Consider the following 18,354-nt stretch of genomic DNA (forward strand, 5'->3'; position numbering starts at 1 on the left):
TATGAAAACGATACCTAATAATTAATTAGAACTCGTGTATTTATAGAAAGTGGTGAAGAAATAATGAAATTAATCGCAATTGATTTAGATGGAACTCTTCTTTCGGGGAATAAAATGATAAGTAAAGAAAATGCAGAAGCAATTCGAACATGTCAAGAAGCTGGCCATGTTGTAGCAATTTGTACAGGACGTTCTATTGTTGACATTGAGCGATTATTGTTAGAAGTTAATTTAGAGTGTCCAATCATTGCGGAAAATGGGGCTCTTATATATAAAGATAAAAAAATGATGAAGAGATATCCAATTCAAAATATGCAGGCACTTGAAATTGTAGAATATCTTGAAGAGAATGGTTTATATTATCAGCTTTATACTGATAAAGGTGTGTATGTACCGGATTATGGAGTAGAGAGTGTACGTAATGAAATTGAGTATGTGAAGAATTCAAAAGAAAATTTCGACTTGAAAGAGTTAAAAACAATCGCAGCATTATATCTTGAGCATACAGCGTTTCATAGTGCGGAAAGTTGTAAACCAATTGTAGAAACAGATATACATGTGCATAAACTATTACCATTTTCTTATGATATTGAGAAATTAAAAAAACTAAAAGAAACATTTCTTCATAATACAGATTTAGCAATTACATCTTCATATTGGCACAATTTAGAGATTAATCATCGAGATGCTCAAAAAGGGAATGGATTATATACTTTAGCAGAACATCTTAATATTCCGGTTGAAAATACTGTAGCGATAGGTGATGGCCTAAACGATGTTTCTATGATGGAAAAAGCGAACATATCAATTGCAATGGGAAATGCAGTTGAAGAAATAAAAGCAATGTGTAAATACGAAACGTTATCAAATGAAGAACATGGTGTGGCACATGCTTTATATAAATATGTAATGTAAATAAAAAAGAAAAAAGAATCCAAATGGATTCTTTTTTCTTTTTTATTAGGGGTAAGGTATTCTATGAGATTCATAGAAGCCTTATTACATTTTATTATATAGAATATATTGGAATAAATGTTTATATTTTTCATAAAAATTGTGAATATTTTATGAACTTTATACTTATTGCATGTTTATACCGCTATTAGTAACGTGTATGACTCTCGAGTAAAAATTCAGTGAATGTAAGAAGGAATTCAAGTTATCTAGATAATAAGTGAGGAATCAACGAAATATATACTAATTAAAGGTATATTCAGTATATATATTCTTTTCTTGTTTTAATTGAAAAATAAAATTTGTTCGAATAATTATTCTACAGCTATATACCTACACTAGCTTTCTTCGTATAATGGAGAAGTATGAATTTTAGATTTGTATTAATTTTACATATTGAGGTGAAAAAGGAATGAATTCGCGGCTAATGGAACTTATTGATGTGAGTACAATAGAAACCATGGCAGAACAATTTTATAAATTAACTAACATATCACATCAACTTCTTGATGCTGAAAAAGAGTGTGTTTTTTCATTCGGAATGAATGAGATAAAAAAGAGTAAACTTCCAAAGATTGAAATCCCCATTTTCTTATACAATCAACATTTAGGATCTTTTGTTGTATGGTCCAAAAAAAGTGAAATTTTCAGTTGTCAAAAATACTTTGAAATGCTCTCAAGTTTAATTTTAGATGGTGCAATAAAAGTATTTCAAAGTAAAAATACAACGTTGCTTTCTCGGAAAGAAGAGGAACTACATACGATTTTACAAAACATGCCTGTTATGGTCGATGCGCTTGATTATAATGGAGATTTTGTTTTGTGGAATCGAGAATGCGAAATTGTAACAGGTTATACCGCTGAAGAAATAATTGGAAATCCCAATGCACTGCAATTATTGTATCCTGATCATAATTATCGCCATCAAATACAAAAGAAATTTTTAACTTGTGGAAAAAATTTCAGAGATTGGGAAATGCACTTAACATGTAAAAATGGTGAAATCAAAACAATAATGTGGTCGAATATATCAGAACAGTTTCCTGTAACAGGATATAGTTATTGGGCTGTTGGTGTAGATATTACACATTTAAAAGCGATAGAAGAGCAGTTAAAACAACAAACATCTGAACTGGAATTAATTTTTAAAGCTTTACCAGATTTATGTTTCTTAACAGAAGATGATGGCACAATTATAGATTACAAGGCAGGATCTCCTACAAAGTTTTACGTACCCGCAGAAGCTTTTATGGGAAAAAAGTTTTACGAAGTATTACCAACGTCAGTAGCACAGCAGTTTCAGGAAGCCATTAATCAAGTGAAGGAAAAAGGAACGAATGTAATTGTAGAATATCCACTCACACTTAATGGAAGTATTGATTTCTTTGAGGCTAGGTGCTTACCATTATTACATGATAAAATTATGATTATTGTACGCGACATTACAGAGCGAAAAAAAACAGAAGAATTGCTAAATAAATCAGATACGCTTGCAGCAATTGGTCAATTAGCAGCTGGCGTGGCTCATGAAGTAAGAAATCCTTTAACTGTAATTAAAGGTTTTATACAGTTATTTCAAATTAATAAAGAAGATCAAGAAAGATATTTTGATCTTATGCTTTCTGAAATTGAAAGGATAGAAGCAATCCTACAAGAATTTCTATCAATCGCTAAAACAGATGAGATAAATACAGAAAAGAAAAATATATATCAAATTTTTAAAAATGTCGTATCGTTAATGAATACAAAAGCAATTATGACAAATATTCAAGTTGAACTTTTTACGGGTGACAAAGATATAATTATTGAATGCTCAGAAAATCAATTGAAACAAGTATTTATTAATATTTTGCAAAATTCAATCGAAGCTATGCCAAATGGTGGGGGAATTTCAATTCACATAAAAGAAATAAATGATGATGGTGTCATTATTCATGTAATAGATGAAGGAATAGGAATACCTGAAGAAAGAATTAAGAGATTAGGTGAACCTTTTTATAGTACGAAAGAAAAAGGGACTGGTATTGGATTAATGTTAAGTTATAAAATTATTGAAAGTCATCAAGGGACAATTAGTATCAGGAGCGAGGTTGGGGTCGGGACAACAGTAACTATTTACTTACCGAAAGTACTAAATAAACAATCTCTTTCTAATTGTGACGACAAATGTATAGCGATACGCACTAGTAGTAATTCTTAAATCAATTAATACCCAATAACAAAGCGATTAGTGAAAACTAAGCTTTTTGTTATTGGGTATTTTTTATATTTAATTTAGTAAACTTTACCTTTTCTTTACCTTTGTTTTAATTTCTATTAAGTTTTAAATATTATATTAATATTTGTACAAAGCAATGTATAGAAATTGTACATTACTTTTAATATAGAAATGTGATTATTATTTGGAATATTGTAAGGAGGAGATTATGACAAGGTGAAAAAGCAAGAGAAGAAAAGTGGTAGAGTAGTACCTCTCCGGTTAAATATTTTATTCCTTTGTGTATTTTTATTATTTTCTGGCATTATTATTCAGTTAGGGAAAGTGCAAATTTTTGATGGAGAAACATATAAAAATGAAGTAGAGAAGAGAGAAAATGCAACCGTGGGCCTTTCTGTACCACGTGGGAAAATATTTGATCGTGAAGGAAATCCAGTAGTTGATAATAAGTCTTTACGTACGATTACATATACAAAGGTGAAAGGTGTAAAACAAGAAGAAATATTAAAATCAGCAAGACAACTTGCAGATATTATTGAAATGCCACAAGAAGATATAGATAAGTTAACTGAGACTGATAAGAAAGACTTTTGGATGCAATTAAATCCAGAACTTGCTCAAGACTTAGTATCAAAAACAGAAATAGATAAGTTCAGAGATAAGGATATTACCGGAAAAGAGCTAGACAAAAAAATAGAAGATTTAAAAAGGAAACGCGTTACAGATAAAAATCTTCAAGAACTAACGGCTAAAGATATAGAAGTGTTAGCTATTAAAAGTAAAATGACCTCAGGTTTTCAAATGGCACCTCAAATTATTAAAAAGGACGTTAGTGAACAGGAATATGCGGTGATTAGTGAAAATTTAGCGAACCTTCCAGGAGTAGACGTATCAGTTGATTGGGAGAGAATCTATGTAAATGATGGATTATTCCGTTCTGTCCTTGGTAACGTTTCAAATGCTGATGAAGGATTGCCACGTGAACGATTAGATTATTATTTAGTGCGTGATTATAGCCGAAATGATAGGGTCGGCAAAAGTTATATCGAACAGCAATACGAAGATGTACTTCATGGTACAAAAAAAGAAGTAAGAAGCATTGCTGATAAACAAGGAAATACTATTAGAACGGAAACTGTTACTGAAGGGAAAAGCGGTAAAAATTTAACTTTAACAATAGATATGGAATTGCAAAAAAAAGTAGAGGAGAGCATAGAAAAAATATTAAAACAATATAAAGGATCAGAATCAATGTTAGACCGTGCTTTCGTAGTGATGATGAATCCAAAAAATGGTCAAGTATTATCAATGGCTGGGAAAAAGCTTGTAGAAAAAGACGGGAAAATGGAAGTAGAAGATTACGCTTTAGGCACGCTGACTAGTTCTTATGAGCTTGGATCAACGGTTAAAGGTGCGACAGTGTTAACAGGGTTTGAAACAAATGCAATAACTCCTGGAACACATTTTTATGATGCACCTATGAAATTTAAAGGAACTAAGGAAAAGAAGTCTTGGAAAAATTTTGGTGATATAGACGATCTAAGAGCGTTACAAGTTTCTTCAAACGTTTATATGTTTAATATAGCATTAAAAATTGCTGGCGTGGGTTATGTGAAAAATAGTTCACTAGATATTAAACAAGAATATTTTGATAAAATGAGGTATTATTTCAGGCAATTTGGACTAGGCGTACAAACTGGTATTGATTTACCAAATGAAACCGCAGGACAAATTGGAAGAAAAGATAATCAGCCTGGTTTCTTATTAGATTATTCTATTGGACAATATGATACGTATACACCACTTCAGCTTGCACAATATATTTCGACTATCGCAAATGGAGGGTATCGAATGAAACCACAAATTGTTCAAGAGATTAGAGAACAAACCGTTCAAAAAGATGAGGTTGGTAAAGTAGTACAATCAATAGAACCCGTTGTTTTAAATAGAATCGATATGAAACAAGAATATATTAATCAAGTAAAAGAAGGATTTAGAAAAGTATTTCAAGAGGGAGATGGAACGGGAGTAAGAGCATTCCAAAAAGCACCATATAAACCAGCTGGTAAAACAGGGACCGCACAAACTGTATATGGTGGAGAAAATGAAATTGGGCGAAATGCGAAAGGTGATCGTAGAGAATGTTATAACTTAACATTGGCTGGATATGCGCCATATGATGATCCAGAAGTAGCATTTTCTGTTGTAGTACCATGGGTTGAAAATGATAAATCGGGCATTAACTCCGATATTGGAAAAGAAGTTTTAGATGCTTATTTTGATTTGAAAAATAAGAGATTAACTGGTGAAGCGCCAAAAACAGATGCCTCTAAAGAGAATTAAAATGTACGAAACGTCTCTAGCATTCCTGTAAACTAGAGGCGTTTTTATCTGGGAATAGATTAGAAATGAGGTATATATGAAGCTGTTTATTCTAAAATATTGGAGGAACATATGTGGCTACATATTCATTATAATAGGGGTTATTTTTATTAATAAGTCCTTTTTATTTTGTATGGTAGAAGGAATTTCGATGCAACCTACTTTGAATGAAAAAGATTATATACTTGTTAATAAGGTAAACGTCTGTTTATCGTCTTTTCATCATGGAGATGTTGTCATTATAAAAAAAGAAGACGCGCCTACTTACTATGTGAAACGAATTATTGGATTATCGGGGGATAACATACAACTAAAAGAGGATGAGGTATTTATTAACGGTAAAAAGCGTGATGAGTCGTATATACATTTAGATATGTCACAAGTATCCAATCGTTTTTCAAATTTTAGAGAAATAAAAGTTCCTACGCATAAATTATTTGTGTTAGGTGATAATCGTAATCATAGTAAAGATAGTAGGAATACACTTGGACTTATTGATGAGTCAAATATAATAGGTAAAGTAGAAATGGTATTTTATCCATTTGATCATATAAAATGGATAAAATAATTCTATTAACGATTCACGTTTTATAAAATCAATCATATATTGATAGCATAGGACAAGCAGAAAAGCTTGTTCTAACCTCACAGAACACTCCTTATCACGGTTAGGCATCTACATAGGTAGATGCTTTTTTTATGTTGATGACTGAAAATTATTTATCAATATAATGTAGCAAGCATATTAGGACTATTAGGGGGAGATTACTTGTACAAATAACAGTATGCTTAATTAAAACAGTGAAATGTAAGGAGTGAGGAATAAGTGCTAAATATTTTAGTAGTTAATTTTCCAGCAGAGGGGCATGTAAACCCTACATTAAATTTAGTAAAAGCCTTTACTGAACGAGGGGATAATGTACATTATATTACAACGGCAAACTTTAAGGATAGAATTGAAGATTTAGGAGCTACTGTACATACTCATCCGGATCTATTAAAAGAGATTTCTATTGATGCTGAAACCTCAATCTGGGTTAAATGCTTTCTTTCATGTGCATGTTCAAACTTCTTTATATATATTAGAAATTACGAAACAATTATATGAAAGTATAAATTTTGATTTCGTAATTTATGATATATTTGGCGCAGGAGAGTTAGTAAAGGAATATTTACAAGTTCCAGGTGTAGTGTCCTCACCTATATTTTTAATTCCGCCAGAATTTTTGAAGACATTACCTTTTCATCCAAATGCAGATATGCCATTTCAACCAGAGGAAATCTCTGAAAAATTACTAAATCAGATGGAACATAAATTTGGAGTAAAACCAAAGAATAATCTTCAATTTATGAATAATAAGGGTGATGTTTGTCTCGTATACACAAGTCGTTATTTCCAACCTAATAGCGAATCGTTCGGGGAAAATAACATTTTTATTGGACCGAGTATTTCAAAGCGTAAAACAAATATAAAGTTTCCACTGGAATCACTTAAAGAAAAGAAAGTTATTTATATTTCAATGGGAACACTGCTTGAAGGACTCGAACCATTCTTTAATACTTGTATTGATACTTTTTCAGATTTTGATGGGATAGTTGTAATGGCAATTGGTGATAGAAATGATATTTCTAAAATTAAGGAAGCACCAGATAATTTTATAATTGCTCCATACGTACCTCAATCAGAAGTATTAAATGAAGCAGATGTTTTTATTACACATGGCGGTATGAATAGTGTACACGATGCCATTCATTATAATGTCCCATTTGTAATAATACCGCATGATAAAGATCAGCCAATGATAGCGCAAAGATTAACTGAGCTTGAAGCGGCACATAGATTATTGAAAGAACATGTTAATGTACACACTTTAAAAGAGGCCGTAACAGATGTACTTTCAAATGAAAAGTATAAATATGGTATAAGAAAACTTAATGATAGCTTTTTAGAATGTGGTGGTTCAAAAGAAGCGATTGCAGTTATTGAATCTCTTTTAAATAAAGTAAAACTTTAATTGGTGGGGCTTTACTGCCTGCAAATAGCGGGATAATTAGTCGTAACTGTATACAAGCATAGAGGTTCTCACCTTTATGCTTGTGTATTCTTATCCAGCAAATTGTACAGCAGTATTTGCATGTAAAAAAGCAGTATCAAAAACGGGAACAGTAAGATCATTTTGGGAGATGAGTAAAGGTATTTCAGTGCAGCCTAATAATATACCTTCAGCGCCGTTTTGAATTAATGATTTTGTAATTTGTAATAACCTTTCTTTAGATGTTTCTGAAATGATCCCTCTACTTAATTCATCTAATATGACATGGTGGATAAAAGTTCTTTCCTCATCATTTGGGATAATTGTCTCAATGTTATATTTCGCTAATCGTGATTTATAGAAATCTTGCTCCATCGTTTGTTTTGTTCCTAATAGTCCGATACGTTTTATATTCTGTTCTACCATTTTTTTAGCACTTACATCACCAATGTGAAGAAGCGGGATAGATATTGCTTGTTCTACCTCCTCAGCAAATAGATGTACAGTATTTGAACACATTAATAAACATTCAGCCCCAGATTTTTCAACTTTCTTTGCAACTGTAACTAGTTCATTTTTCACTTCTTCATATTGATGGTTTTGTAATAAAGTAGTTACTTCACCAAAGTCCATACTATATAAAACTAACTTTGCATTTTGATCGTATTGAGAGAGTGTAAGTGTATTAATATGTTTATAGTATAATGATGTAGATTCCCAACTTAATCCTCCAATCAAACCAATAACTTTCATAATGCATTCCTCCCGAAACGATTTTGAATTTATTATTTCATAATTCCGATAAGAATACAATGATTTAAATGCACTGTTTAATAAAAAATAAAAATAGTGAGAAAAGTGTTGAAATTTACATTCTTTAGTGCCATAATACGAATTACAAATTAATACTTATCCAGAGAGGTGGAGGGAACGGCCCTAAAAAACCTCAGCAACCCCTATGCAATTTTATAGGAAGGTGCTAATTCCGCAGAGGACACGATGTGTTTTTTGAAAGATAAGAGGATTCTTGAACGTGAAAGAAAGTGACCTCTTATGTAAGAGGTCATTTTTTTGTTGTATAGAAAGGGAGTGTCGATGCATAATTCATTTTTAAATTAAATATAGAGTAATAAAAGTTGACTAATACGAGAGGGGAATTGTCATGAACAAATTATCAACAAAGTTAGTAGTAGCAATCGGTATTGGAGCAGCATTATACGGGATATTAGGACTTTGGGGGTTTTCTATTGCACCGAATACATTTATTAAACCAGCATTAGCTATATTAACTGTTTTTGGAGCATTATTTGGTCCAGTGGCAGGACTGTTAATCGGACTTATCGGTCATACCGTAACAGATACGATTGCTGGCTGGGGTATTTGGTGGGGCTGTTATCCTACCTTATTAAATTGTCCACTACACTAAGTTAAAAAGGAATTAAAAAACACAGTGATGTGTATTTTTTTTGCCCCAAAAAATTAACCTATCTTAAAAAATGTCCAGTATGGTAATATGTTAATTAAGATTATTTTTGGAAGTTATAGGGTAGTTTTAGAGAGGAGGAGAATTATGGATAGAATCACTGAATATAAGGGGTATTGGGGAAATAGTTATAAGAGAATTAGAGGAAATCTATTATATGAAGTAATGGTAGCTGGTATCACCAAAAGACATAATGATTTTTTATACATGATGGTTATGGGTACAAATGGAAAAGTTTATTTTGATACTTATAAATACCTAAATGAAGAACTAGGAGATGAGGGATTTAGCAAAAGAGAATTAGCACTTCGCGCTTTAAAGTTACTTTATTCATACATTGAGCTTTTTAATACAGAAATAAGATATTTAGATGTGGATGACAAGAAAAAATTTATAACTTTTCTGCAAGGCGGTCAAGGTATTGGACAATACATATCGTATGATTTTATGACTGTACGGAAGAATGATACTGTTAATTCTTATTTAGGAGTTTATAGAAAATTTTTTCGTTATTTAGGGATAAAAGGCAACGTATTTGAAGAACAAAGTGGGATAAAAAAAATTATAGGTAGTGGTAGTGCTTTTAACTCTAAAGCTAATGCAATAGAAGTACACAAATACTCAATGAACTTAAAGGAAGTTAAAACAACTATAGTCCCTAAATACATAAAATACACCGAATATTCAGAACTTATGAATTTAATTGAGGATAAATATACACTTCGAGAGAAGATTATAGTCAAATTAATGTATGAATATGGGCTTAGAATTGGTGAGGTTTTAGGTTTAACTTTAGAGGACATTCAAGGAGAACATATAACAAAACAAAAAGGTAGGTGCCGATTAATATTAAGGAATCGTTTTACAGATAAGCCTTGGCAATACGCAAAAGGTTGTTTGAAGATTATATCACGCAATAATTACACTAATGAGATTTATAATATAGAGGGTGGTGGTTTTCAAATTATTAATATTTCATCTAAAACATTTAATTTAATTCAAGAATATATTGATGAAACTACTTCTCCTTTTTCCCTGAGTGATAAAGCATATAAAAATTACTTGGAAAAAAATATAGCCGATAAAGTTAGTGAAATGGATATTGATAGAAATGCATACGTCTTTCTTAGTAAAAATTACACACCAATAGCTGGCGGAGCTTGGAATAGGATTATGAAAAACATTTTTCAACAAGTTGGGATCCAAATTGATAGAGGAAAGAAAACTGATAATCTTAACCATCGTTTTCGTCATGGTTTTGCAATGTTTAAGGTGTTACATGAAGGGTTTGATGAGATTAAATTAGCTTATGTTATGCGTCATTCAAATACTAACAGTGTGAGCGCATATTTTAATCCAACAGAAGATGACTTAATTGTTTTCGCTAGTAAGCAAGATAAGCTAACCAAGAGAGGTTTAAGGCTATGACAACAGCAACGAAGTCATTGAAATTTGATAAATTCCCAATTAAATTAAGTAAGACATTTAAAAAATATGTAGAAAATCATCTAAAAAATGAAGAGTTTAAATCTTTGTTTTGGCAATTTTTTGAGGATAGTTATTTAAATCAATGTCTTTCTGTATATGTTCGTAATTCAATTCGTTACAATTTGGAAAGATTCTTATACAGTATATTGAAAAATTACACTATCCAGCATTTTACTTGGAAACAATATTGTGTGAGTATGAAGTGTATTCGAGAATACAAGACTTGGAGTGATGTAACCAAGAGGATAGCAAGAATAATGTTGTCTGATTTATATCTTTACACTATAGAAAATAGACATTTAAATATGGTAGATTTTAAGGAACTAAAGGAAAATAAAGAATTTCTGATTCAGGAAGAACGAAGGACCACCTTAGGAAAAAATGAGTATTTCTTAGATCGAATTAGCACTAACTTTCCTCTGAATAGTTCACTAGACCAGCTGCACTTTATTCCGGAAGGTCAAATGATAACGAGAGATAATAAGAGTAGTAAAGCCAACATACTTAACTTAAATATTTCTAACAGTCAAATAAAATCCTTACTTATAGGGTTTTATCAAAGTGAAGAACAACAACCTCTTTTACTAAGGTATTTTTTATACTTGTTTCGTTATAGTTTAATGTCGATGAATAAGGAGCCGTATTTTATTGCTGATTTTACGTTCGAAGTTTTTAAAAAACAGTATCGATTTTATCAAAATCGAAGGCTTAATGAGTTAACTCTTTTATTTAATGAACAAAGTTATACACTTTCTCGATACCTTGTTCGATTTTATATGTACCTTTGCAAGGTTATAAAAGAGCAAGACATTCAACACAATATTTTCGAGGGAACGCTATACAACGAACACGTTTTAGGGAAAAATAGTTTCTCTGTTTACTATGAAAGAGGATATAAGTTAATTCATTATAATCCTTTTGAAGAGGTACCGTTTGAAAATAGATGGCAGCTAATACCTTCTGATGGTTATGCAAATACTTCTAAAAATAGGCCGTGCGGTATTGATTTTTTACAAATTAAAGATAAGTCTCTTCGTGAAGACTTAAAAGCTTATGCTTGGAAACAAACTAGTATGTCGGTCAGAACGATGGCAAGAAATATTTATACGCTCATTGAATTTTTGAATTTTATCTCTAGCTATAAACAATTCAACAAAGTTGATGAGAATGTCTATGTGAATGCGGATTTGCTGGAACAATGGTGTTTCTATATAGGTGGTAAAGAAACAAATACACATACAGTAAATACTTATGTAAAGGCATGTAGGAGCTTTTTGAAATTTTATAAAAATAAATATCAAATTCCGATCTTGTTAATCGATATGCTTAAGCAAAAACCTCAAGATTATGATGGTGGAAATCCAATGACTAAACATGATATCAATTCATTTTCTAAAAAGTTTCAAGAAAAAAGGTCACAGAGTATTATGGGAGAACTTTGTTATATAATTTTTAATTTGGCCACTACTACTAAAATTCGTTTGGGGGAAATATTCAATTTAGAAAGAGACTGTATTTTAGAGAAATATGAGCAAGCTGGTGTAATTCAATACTATTCAAAGGGAACTGGTAATCAAAAGATTAAATTGACTCTAACAATTGAAAAAATTAATCTTATTGAAAAGGCCATAAGTCTCACAGAAAATGCATATAGTCAAGCTAGTACAGATATTAAAAAATATATATTTGTGAAAGAAGATGACCAAGTAAAAGGGAGGATCATAGATTTTACTTGGCAATTTTGGAATGCTTTTTCTAAGAATCAAAAAGAATTGGAAGGACAGCTTGATGGTAAATATCGTCCTTATGATCTTCGATCTACTTTTATAAATAATATATATACCGAAGGTATAAATGATAAAATACCAACTTCTGTGATCGTTCAAATGTCTGGAAATAGTATTCATACAGCTAAGAAGTATTATCGTAAAGCTACGGAAGTTCAAACATATGCTGAAATTTTTGCAGGAGTTACGGTTTCATCAGTTGATGTATATGGGAACATCTTGGAAGAAAAAGATGTTGAAGATCTTAATCCAGTAGAAGATGGACTTGGTGGATGTAATCAAAGAGGTTGTGTAATTGAAGAGGAACAATACGAATGTCTCATTTGTCCTCATTTTGCTACTACCGCCAATAGAATACCGTTATTTAAGAAACACATAACAACGCTAAAAACACTAAAAGAAAGTACATTAAATAGCCAAGAACGAGGGATGATCGAAGCACAACTTAAATTATATACAGCCTATTATGTAAAACTACTTGAAAAAATTGGGGGTGGACAAGATGGAGCAAAAGCTTAAATCTTTAGAAGAATTACCAACTTATAAAAATGTAAGAGCAGAACTTATCAATTTAAATTTTAAAAAAATTGTGGATTTTTCTGTAACTCCTAATATAAATTTTGCAAATGATATATGGGAATTTAATGAATTTAAAAGGTTTTCAAATGAGAATTGGGCATATCATTATGATTTTACCCAATTAGATACAACATATAAAAATTATGCTAAATATATGATTTTAAGAGAGTTATTTAATAGACACCTTCGTTTTACAACTGTAAAGAAAAGATTCTATTATATTAGAGATTTCATTTATCATTTATCTAATCATTATATGTACTATCCTAATCTTATTGATGCTTCTTTTCTTAAAGGATTTTTAGCTAATGCACCATCTGAACGGAATTTAGCAGATAAAAAACAGGCTATTAAGACGTTTTTGTTGGAGATAGAACTTAGAGTACCTGATGTTAATTTTTCAGATTGTTATAAATATCTTAATAAACATGACAGTAGGAAAATTAAAATTGAGAGAGAACAAGGGAAACATAAATTTGTTCCGCTGGATATACACAACAAAATAATTTCTCTTGCTATTCAAGATTTAAGAAATGAAAATTTACTCATTACTCAACGTGCAGCTGCGTGTATGATTGTTTTATTAGCCGACACTGGAATGCGTATCGGTGAATTCAGAATCTTAGAAATAGGTATGTTAGATGAAATAGGAGTTAAAGGTGAGTATGAAGTCTTTTATTATCTTAACTTTAAAACTTACAAAACAGTAAAAGAAAAAAAGTATAAATGGACTAGAAGTTTTATAACAGAAAATGCCTTGCTAGCATATAGAACGCTAACGGAAATATACAAAGAAAGAAGGAAAACACAATATTTATTTGTAAACGATAAGGGGAAAGAAGTGTCAAAAAGTTTATTACGTATGCGTCTAGTACAATTTTTTTATCGACATCAAAATCAATTACAGCTCGATAAAATTATCGATTACGATGTAAGTCAATTCTCTGTGACGCGAAAGAGAAACTACAAATCGCTAAAGTTTGTTCCAGATGATGAAATGGATAAAGATATATACTATGTTACTTTTCATCAATATCGAGTTATATTAGCTACAATTTTATACAATAAAGGTTTTCATCTAGACTTTATTCGCCAACATATGAACCATTTAACTGAAGAAATGACTCAACATTATATTAGATTTAACGAGATAAAAAAAATAGAGATAAATGCGATTGAAACGTTGAAAAAGAGGTCCACAAAGGATGGTTTGACACTTAATACAAATATAAATGACATCTCTGATAAATATATAATAGAAGAACTTCGAACTGAAGAATATCAAGAAGTGTATAATCAAATAAATAAATTTTTGAAAAAAAACAAACTGAATATTTTCACAGATATAGAAGAAATCGTATCTAAGCTTTCAAGAACTAATACCCCGATTGCGGATACAGAATTAGGTATATGTGCGAAGTCCTTCAATAAATTATGTGAACGTAATCAATATATATCAAGTATTAATGATGCTTATTATCTTGGTGTTCAGATTCATTCGTTAGAAGAATTACCATTCTCGTTAAAGCGATTTCAAGAAAAAGCGAGTATCGTTGCATATAATGAAAAATTGTACGAGAAAAACAAAAAATATCGTAATGAACTTGAAAGAGAATTAAAAGGTATCAAAAAGTATATTGAACGAAAATTGAATCCCGAATTAATGTTACTTAAAGATGAAATAAGGTCTGGAGGGATTTGTGACAAATATCCTGAATTGGAAAGTATTATAGGGAATATTAATGATATTGAAAAGGAAGTGAAAAAATGGAGCGCGAAAGCATTATAGCTGCAACTCAGGAACATTTAAAACAGTTTAATTTAGGTGATTTAAGTCTTTATAAGGAAAGTACTCGAGAACAATTTATCACGATTGAACAATATTTCTTAGAAACCGAAGAACGAATTAACAAAACGCTCAAAGAAATTAAGTCGATAAACTTAAATATTCGTGGGATATGTAAGGCAATAAGTATTTCCAAAAGTACTGTTTATAACAATCCCAATACATTGCGTTTATATATTGAAAAACGTATTGATGATATTGAAAAGCAAGATTTATTATCAAAAAATAAAGAAAGAAAAACTCAGGAACGAATGTCAGAACTTGAAAACTTTATTGATAAAGCCATTATAGACCAAATAGAATTCAATAATTTGAAAGTACATAATGGATACTTGCAAGCTGAGGTTCATCGACTTGCCGAAAAGAATAAATTATTGGACTTGGAACGTGCAGAACTTGTAAAAAAAATAAATGATCTGGAATTAGAACTTAGGCAATTACGAAATAAAAAAGGAACTGTCGTTTCATTTACTCAGGATAATATTTAACTTATTTAGTCAATTTTACGATTTATAACCACATTTGTATTATCCATTAAATTGACACTACCTGTTCATTATGTTCTTGTTCATCTATTTGTGTGCTGGTTGATAAAACATCATTTATAATCATTTGTAAATGAAGCCATCCATCTTTTGTAGAAACAAGAATTTTATTGTTATGTTCACGAAATACACCAATACTTTGAATTGGTTGAGGATATTCTGTTCTTTCAGCACTTAATATTCGGATTTTTTCATTATAATGATTAAATGCCAAAGCTCCTTGTGGATACCCAGCGCGAATAGTGCGGAGTATGGATTCTATATCCTGTTCCCAATTTACAAAATAATCTTCTTCTTTTGGTTGACTATAATAGGTTCGATTAGACAATAACTGCAATTTTGAAGTGAAATCATTGTTTTTAATTTTTTGAAGAACTTGTTTTAGTAAAATAATGGATTGTTTAAAATGTGTCTCTCGAATTTCTAAAGCCGTTTCAGTCCCTGACATCACAACTGGCAATTGAGCTAAAATAGGACCAGCATCAATCTCTGGTACAACTTGGATACATGAAACACCACCTTCTTTTTCTCCATTTTTAGCCATCCAGAAAAAAGGTGCTAATCCAGCATACCTAGGTAATGGGCTTGGATGAAAATTTATAGTATCTTCTTTTGGGATAGATAAAATATCTTCTTTTAAGATTTTTTGGTAATTAGCAATAATAAAATAGTCAGCATTATAATTTTTTAATAATTCTATTGTGTTAGAATAATTCAGTTTATCCGGTCGTAACACGGGAATTCCAATGTCTTTGGCTTCTTTTTCTAAATCAACTTGATCAGGTTCTCCAATATAATAAGAACATAACTTTCCTTCGGGACTAGTTACAAGAGCCTCTACAGAAATAGAAGGCTCTTGTATTAATTCCTGAAGAAACGGTAAACCAAATTTCGAATTTACTTCTGAGAATAAAATGACTTTAGTTACAGGTTGGATCATTCAGACCACCACTTACCATGAACTATTTTAGATTGCCAAGCCATAGTATCAAACATAGCGTATCCTGGTTGAACTGGTAATTGCTGAGCACCTGACAATTGATCAAGTTCTGTAATAGCTAATGCTAATCGCTCTGCTAAAACACCTTCTGCAAGCGGTGGGCATCCAGCAAAAATAGGCATTCTCTCTAAGTCGATAAACCAATGATCTAACATTTCTTTACTTGGATATGAAGGCATTTCAGGGATAAGGCGTTCCATAAGTCTTTTAATAACCTCTGGAGTCATTGTAGCATCTTCGGGAATTCCATATACTTCTTCGATAGGCATAGAATCTTTTGTGTATTTATAAATATATGTACCATGCGCAACTGTAGGGACTTTTAACATGAATTTACAGCGATCTGATTTTCGAAAAGCACGATGTAATGCATATCGATTACGAATTTCGTAAAAATCCATCTGGTCTAAAACGTAATCACAATCCTTCATAAACTCCTCAGCACTTTCAGGAGTAATTCCCTCTGGATATACCTCTATGTTTACATCTTTCGTAAGATTGTAAGTCATTTCAGCAACAACTTCAGCTTTATTTTTTCCTAGATGATCCAGATCAGCACCCATTTGTCTATTCATATTCGAAACATCAAATGAATCTGGATCTGCAAGTTTTAGATTTCTTACTCCCATTCTAACAAGACGTGTAGCAAGTGCTCCTCCAATACCACCAGTTCCTGCAATTCCAACAACAGCATCGCGTAGTTTTTTCTGTCTTTGTACTTGTTCTTCCTCGGTACTGCCTAGCCATCCAAGGCTTCGGTTTACGCGTTCCCAATACATTTCGTTATCAAATGCTTCAGATTTGTACATAAGTCTTTCGTTTTGCTTCAACATAATAAATTTCCTCCTTAAGTGTTTTTACTTTCAATGTAATGATAAAATAAAATTATCTTAATAATCTATCGATTTCGTTTTTATCAAATCGTTTAAGGAGAGAACATTAATATGGGAATTGAAATTATATTTCCTCCGTATATAGCAAATAACAAAGAAACGCTGTTACAACGCATTCAATTTTCTTTTTCACCTTTGAATGAAATGTTTCGAAGCATGCATGTATTAAACAATCCAAAACATCACGGGATTCACTTACCATGGGTTATTGAAGCTAAAAAAAACTTAACAAATGAAATGCAAAAGGATCTACAATATTTTAATCTATGTTTTGAACTAGGAGTTCCACCCACGCTACTTCCTGGAATCTACAAATCTGTATTCACAATTGAAGAGGAGATAGAATTACTTGCTAAAAAATTAACTGTTAAAAATGCTCGTAAGATTCTACATGAGTTAACACTTGTCTTTGAACACAGGGAGAATCGATTTATACCTAGTTTAGCTAAAGGAATTGAATGGACAGATTTTACTTTCAGTAATAAGAGTAATATACTCGAAGATTTAAAGAGGCGACCAACCTTTGTATTCCGTAGGTTGCTTAATTTTCTAACAGATTATTATCAAATAATTTTCTCGGCTATATGGGAAGATTTAAAGAGTGAATTATTAAATGAAATTGTAGAACAAACTACCTTACTCAAAACAAAAGGGTTTTCAGCATTTATTGCTTCCTTATCCTCAGAGCGCATTTCTTGGATTGATAATAAAAATAAATTGTATCTTCACAAACCATTTAAAACAATTTATCAGATGAAAAGTGATGAATCTATTATTTTTATGCCTAGTTATTTTGTTTGGCCTCATTTTTTTGTAGACGAAATAAAAGAGGGGGTTGTTATTGTTTATGATTCTTCAGTAGCAAGAGAACAGGCATTCCCAGAGCAACCTATTGAAAAAATGGTAGATATTTATCGAGCTTTAGGGGAGCCTTCTAGGTTGCAAATTTTGAGGATATTACAGGAACGTTCATTAACAACGCAATCTTTGGCACAAATTTGCCATTTGAGCGAGGGGGGCCGTTTCTAGGCATCTTCAAGTACTAAAAAAAGCAAAGTTAGTTACCAGTAAAAAAGATGGGAAATATGTATTATATAAAAGTCAAAAAAATATTATTCAAATTCTTTCAAAGTTAATTATGGAAGC

Annotated in this window: 12 protein-coding genes, 2 pseudogenes and 1 riboswitch; of the genes and pseudogenes, 11 read left to right on the forward strand and 3 right to left on the reverse strand. The window is 31.2% G+C overall.

Translation table 11 applies throughout. The annotated features are described in order from the left end of the window. Positions 1 to 63: 63 nt before the first annotated feature. From BC_RS13100 to BC_RS13120, 5 genes and pseudogenes are all read left to right on the forward strand, one after another. Positions 64 to 915, forward strand: a complete 852-nt coding sequence (locus BC_RS13100) for a Cof-type HAD-IIB family hydrolase (RefSeq protein ID WP_000766394.1) — start codon at positions 64 to 66, stop codon at positions 913 to 915. Between the two features lie 451 nt (positions 916 to 1,366). Continuing rightward, entirely contained in the window at positions 1,367 to 3,154 is a 1,788-nt protein-coding gene (locus BC_RS13105) for an ATP-binding protein (protein ID WP_001088551.1), read from the forward strand. 234 nt (positions 3,155 to 3,388) lie between these two features. Continuing rightward, positions 3,389 to 5,515, forward strand: a complete 2,127-nt coding sequence (locus BC_RS13110) for a peptidoglycan D,D-transpeptidase FtsI family protein (RefSeq protein WP_000743777.1) — start codon at positions 3,389 to 3,391, stop codon at positions 5,513 to 5,515. 76 nt (positions 5,516 to 5,591) lie between these two features. Next, entirely contained in the window at positions 5,592 to 6,122 is a 531-nt protein-coding gene (gene lepB, locus BC_RS13115; RefSeq protein WP_000765190.1) for a signal peptidase I, read from the forward strand. Positions 6,123 to 6,380: 258 nt separating this feature from the next. Next, a pseudogene (locus BC_RS13120) lies at positions 6,381 to 7,569 on the forward strand (macrolide family glycosyltransferase). A 90-nt stretch (positions 7,570 to 7,659) separates the two neighbouring features. Here the strand turns inward: BC_RS13120 and BC_RS13125 are convergent. Next, positions 7,660 to 8,340 (reverse strand): aspartate/glutamate racemase family protein, encoded by a 681-nt coding sequence (locus tag BC_RS13125; protein ID WP_000864400.1) that lies wholly within the window; start codon positions 8,338 to 8,340, stop codon positions 7,660 to 7,662. Between the two features lie 153 nt (positions 8,341 to 8,493). Continuing rightward, a riboswitch (SAM riboswitch) is annotated at positions 8,494 to 8,609 on the forward strand. A gap of 140 nt (positions 8,610 to 8,749) precedes the next feature. Here BC_RS13125 and BC_RS13130 point away from each other — a divergent pair. The 5 genes and pseudogenes from BC_RS13130 to BC_RS13150 form a co-directional block, all read left to right on the forward strand. Beyond that, positions 8,750 to 8,977 (forward strand): annotated as a pseudogene (locus BC_RS13130) (ECF-type riboflavin transporter substrate-binding protein); the annotation flags it as partial. Between the two features lie 180 nt (positions 8,978 to 9,157). Then, positions 9,158 to 10,498, forward strand: a complete 1,341-nt coding sequence (locus BC_RS13135) for a tyrosine-type recombinase/integrase (protein WP_000375121.1) — start codon at positions 9,158 to 9,160, stop codon at positions 10,496 to 10,498. Then, positions 10,495 to 12,864, forward strand: a complete 2,370-nt coding sequence (locus BC_RS13140) for a tyrosine-type recombinase/integrase (protein WP_000205476.1) — start codon at positions 10,495 to 10,497, stop codon at positions 12,862 to 12,864. Before BC_RS13135 ends, BC_RS13140 begins: the two co-directional genes overlap by 4 nt. Next, a complete protein-coding gene (locus BC_RS13145; RefSeq protein ID WP_000435847.1) occupies positions 12,848 to 14,713 on the forward strand; it encodes a tyrosine-type recombinase/integrase in 1,866 nt (621 codons plus the stop codon). The genes BC_RS13140 and BC_RS13145 overlap by 17 nt, the downstream gene beginning before the upstream one ends. Further along, the gene (locus BC_RS13150) at positions 14,692 to 15,258 is read left to right on the forward strand and encodes a hypothetical protein (protein ID WP_000439131.1); all 567 of its coding nucleotides are present in this window, start codon (positions 14,692 to 14,694) and stop codon (positions 15,256 to 15,258) included. The genes BC_RS13145 and BC_RS13150 overlap by 22 nt, the downstream gene beginning before the upstream one ends. Positions 15,259 to 15,304: 46 nt before the next feature. Here the strand turns inward: BC_RS13150 and BC_RS13155 are convergent, their stop codons facing one another. Continuing rightward, complete coding sequence (locus BC_RS13155) at positions 15,305 to 16,255, reverse strand: methionyl-tRNA formyltransferase (RefSeq protein WP_000615896.1); 951 nt, start codon at positions 16,253 to 16,255, stop codon at positions 15,305 to 15,307. Continuing rightward, complete coding sequence (locus BC_RS13160) at positions 16,252 to 17,148, reverse strand: ThiF family adenylyltransferase (protein ID WP_000917709.1); 897 nt, start codon at positions 17,146 to 17,148, stop codon at positions 16,252 to 16,254. The genes BC_RS13155 and BC_RS13160 overlap by 4 nt, the downstream gene beginning before the upstream one ends. A gap of 111 nt (positions 17,149 to 17,259) precedes the next feature. Between BC_RS13160 and BC_RS13165 the strand changes: the two genes are divergently transcribed. Then, on the forward strand, positions 17,260 to 18,237 hold the full coding sequence (locus tag BC_RS13165; RefSeq protein WP_002026792.1) for an ArsR/SmtB family transcription factor: 978 nt from the start codon (positions 17,260 to 17,262) through the stop codon (positions 18,235 to 18,237). Positions 18,238 to 18,354 lie beyond the last annotated feature (117 nt).

The organism is Bacillus cereus ATCC 14579 (assembly GCF_000007825.1).
Taxonomy (GTDB): Bacteria; Bacillota; Bacilli; order Bacillales; family Bacillaceae_G; genus Bacillus_A; species Bacillus_A cereus.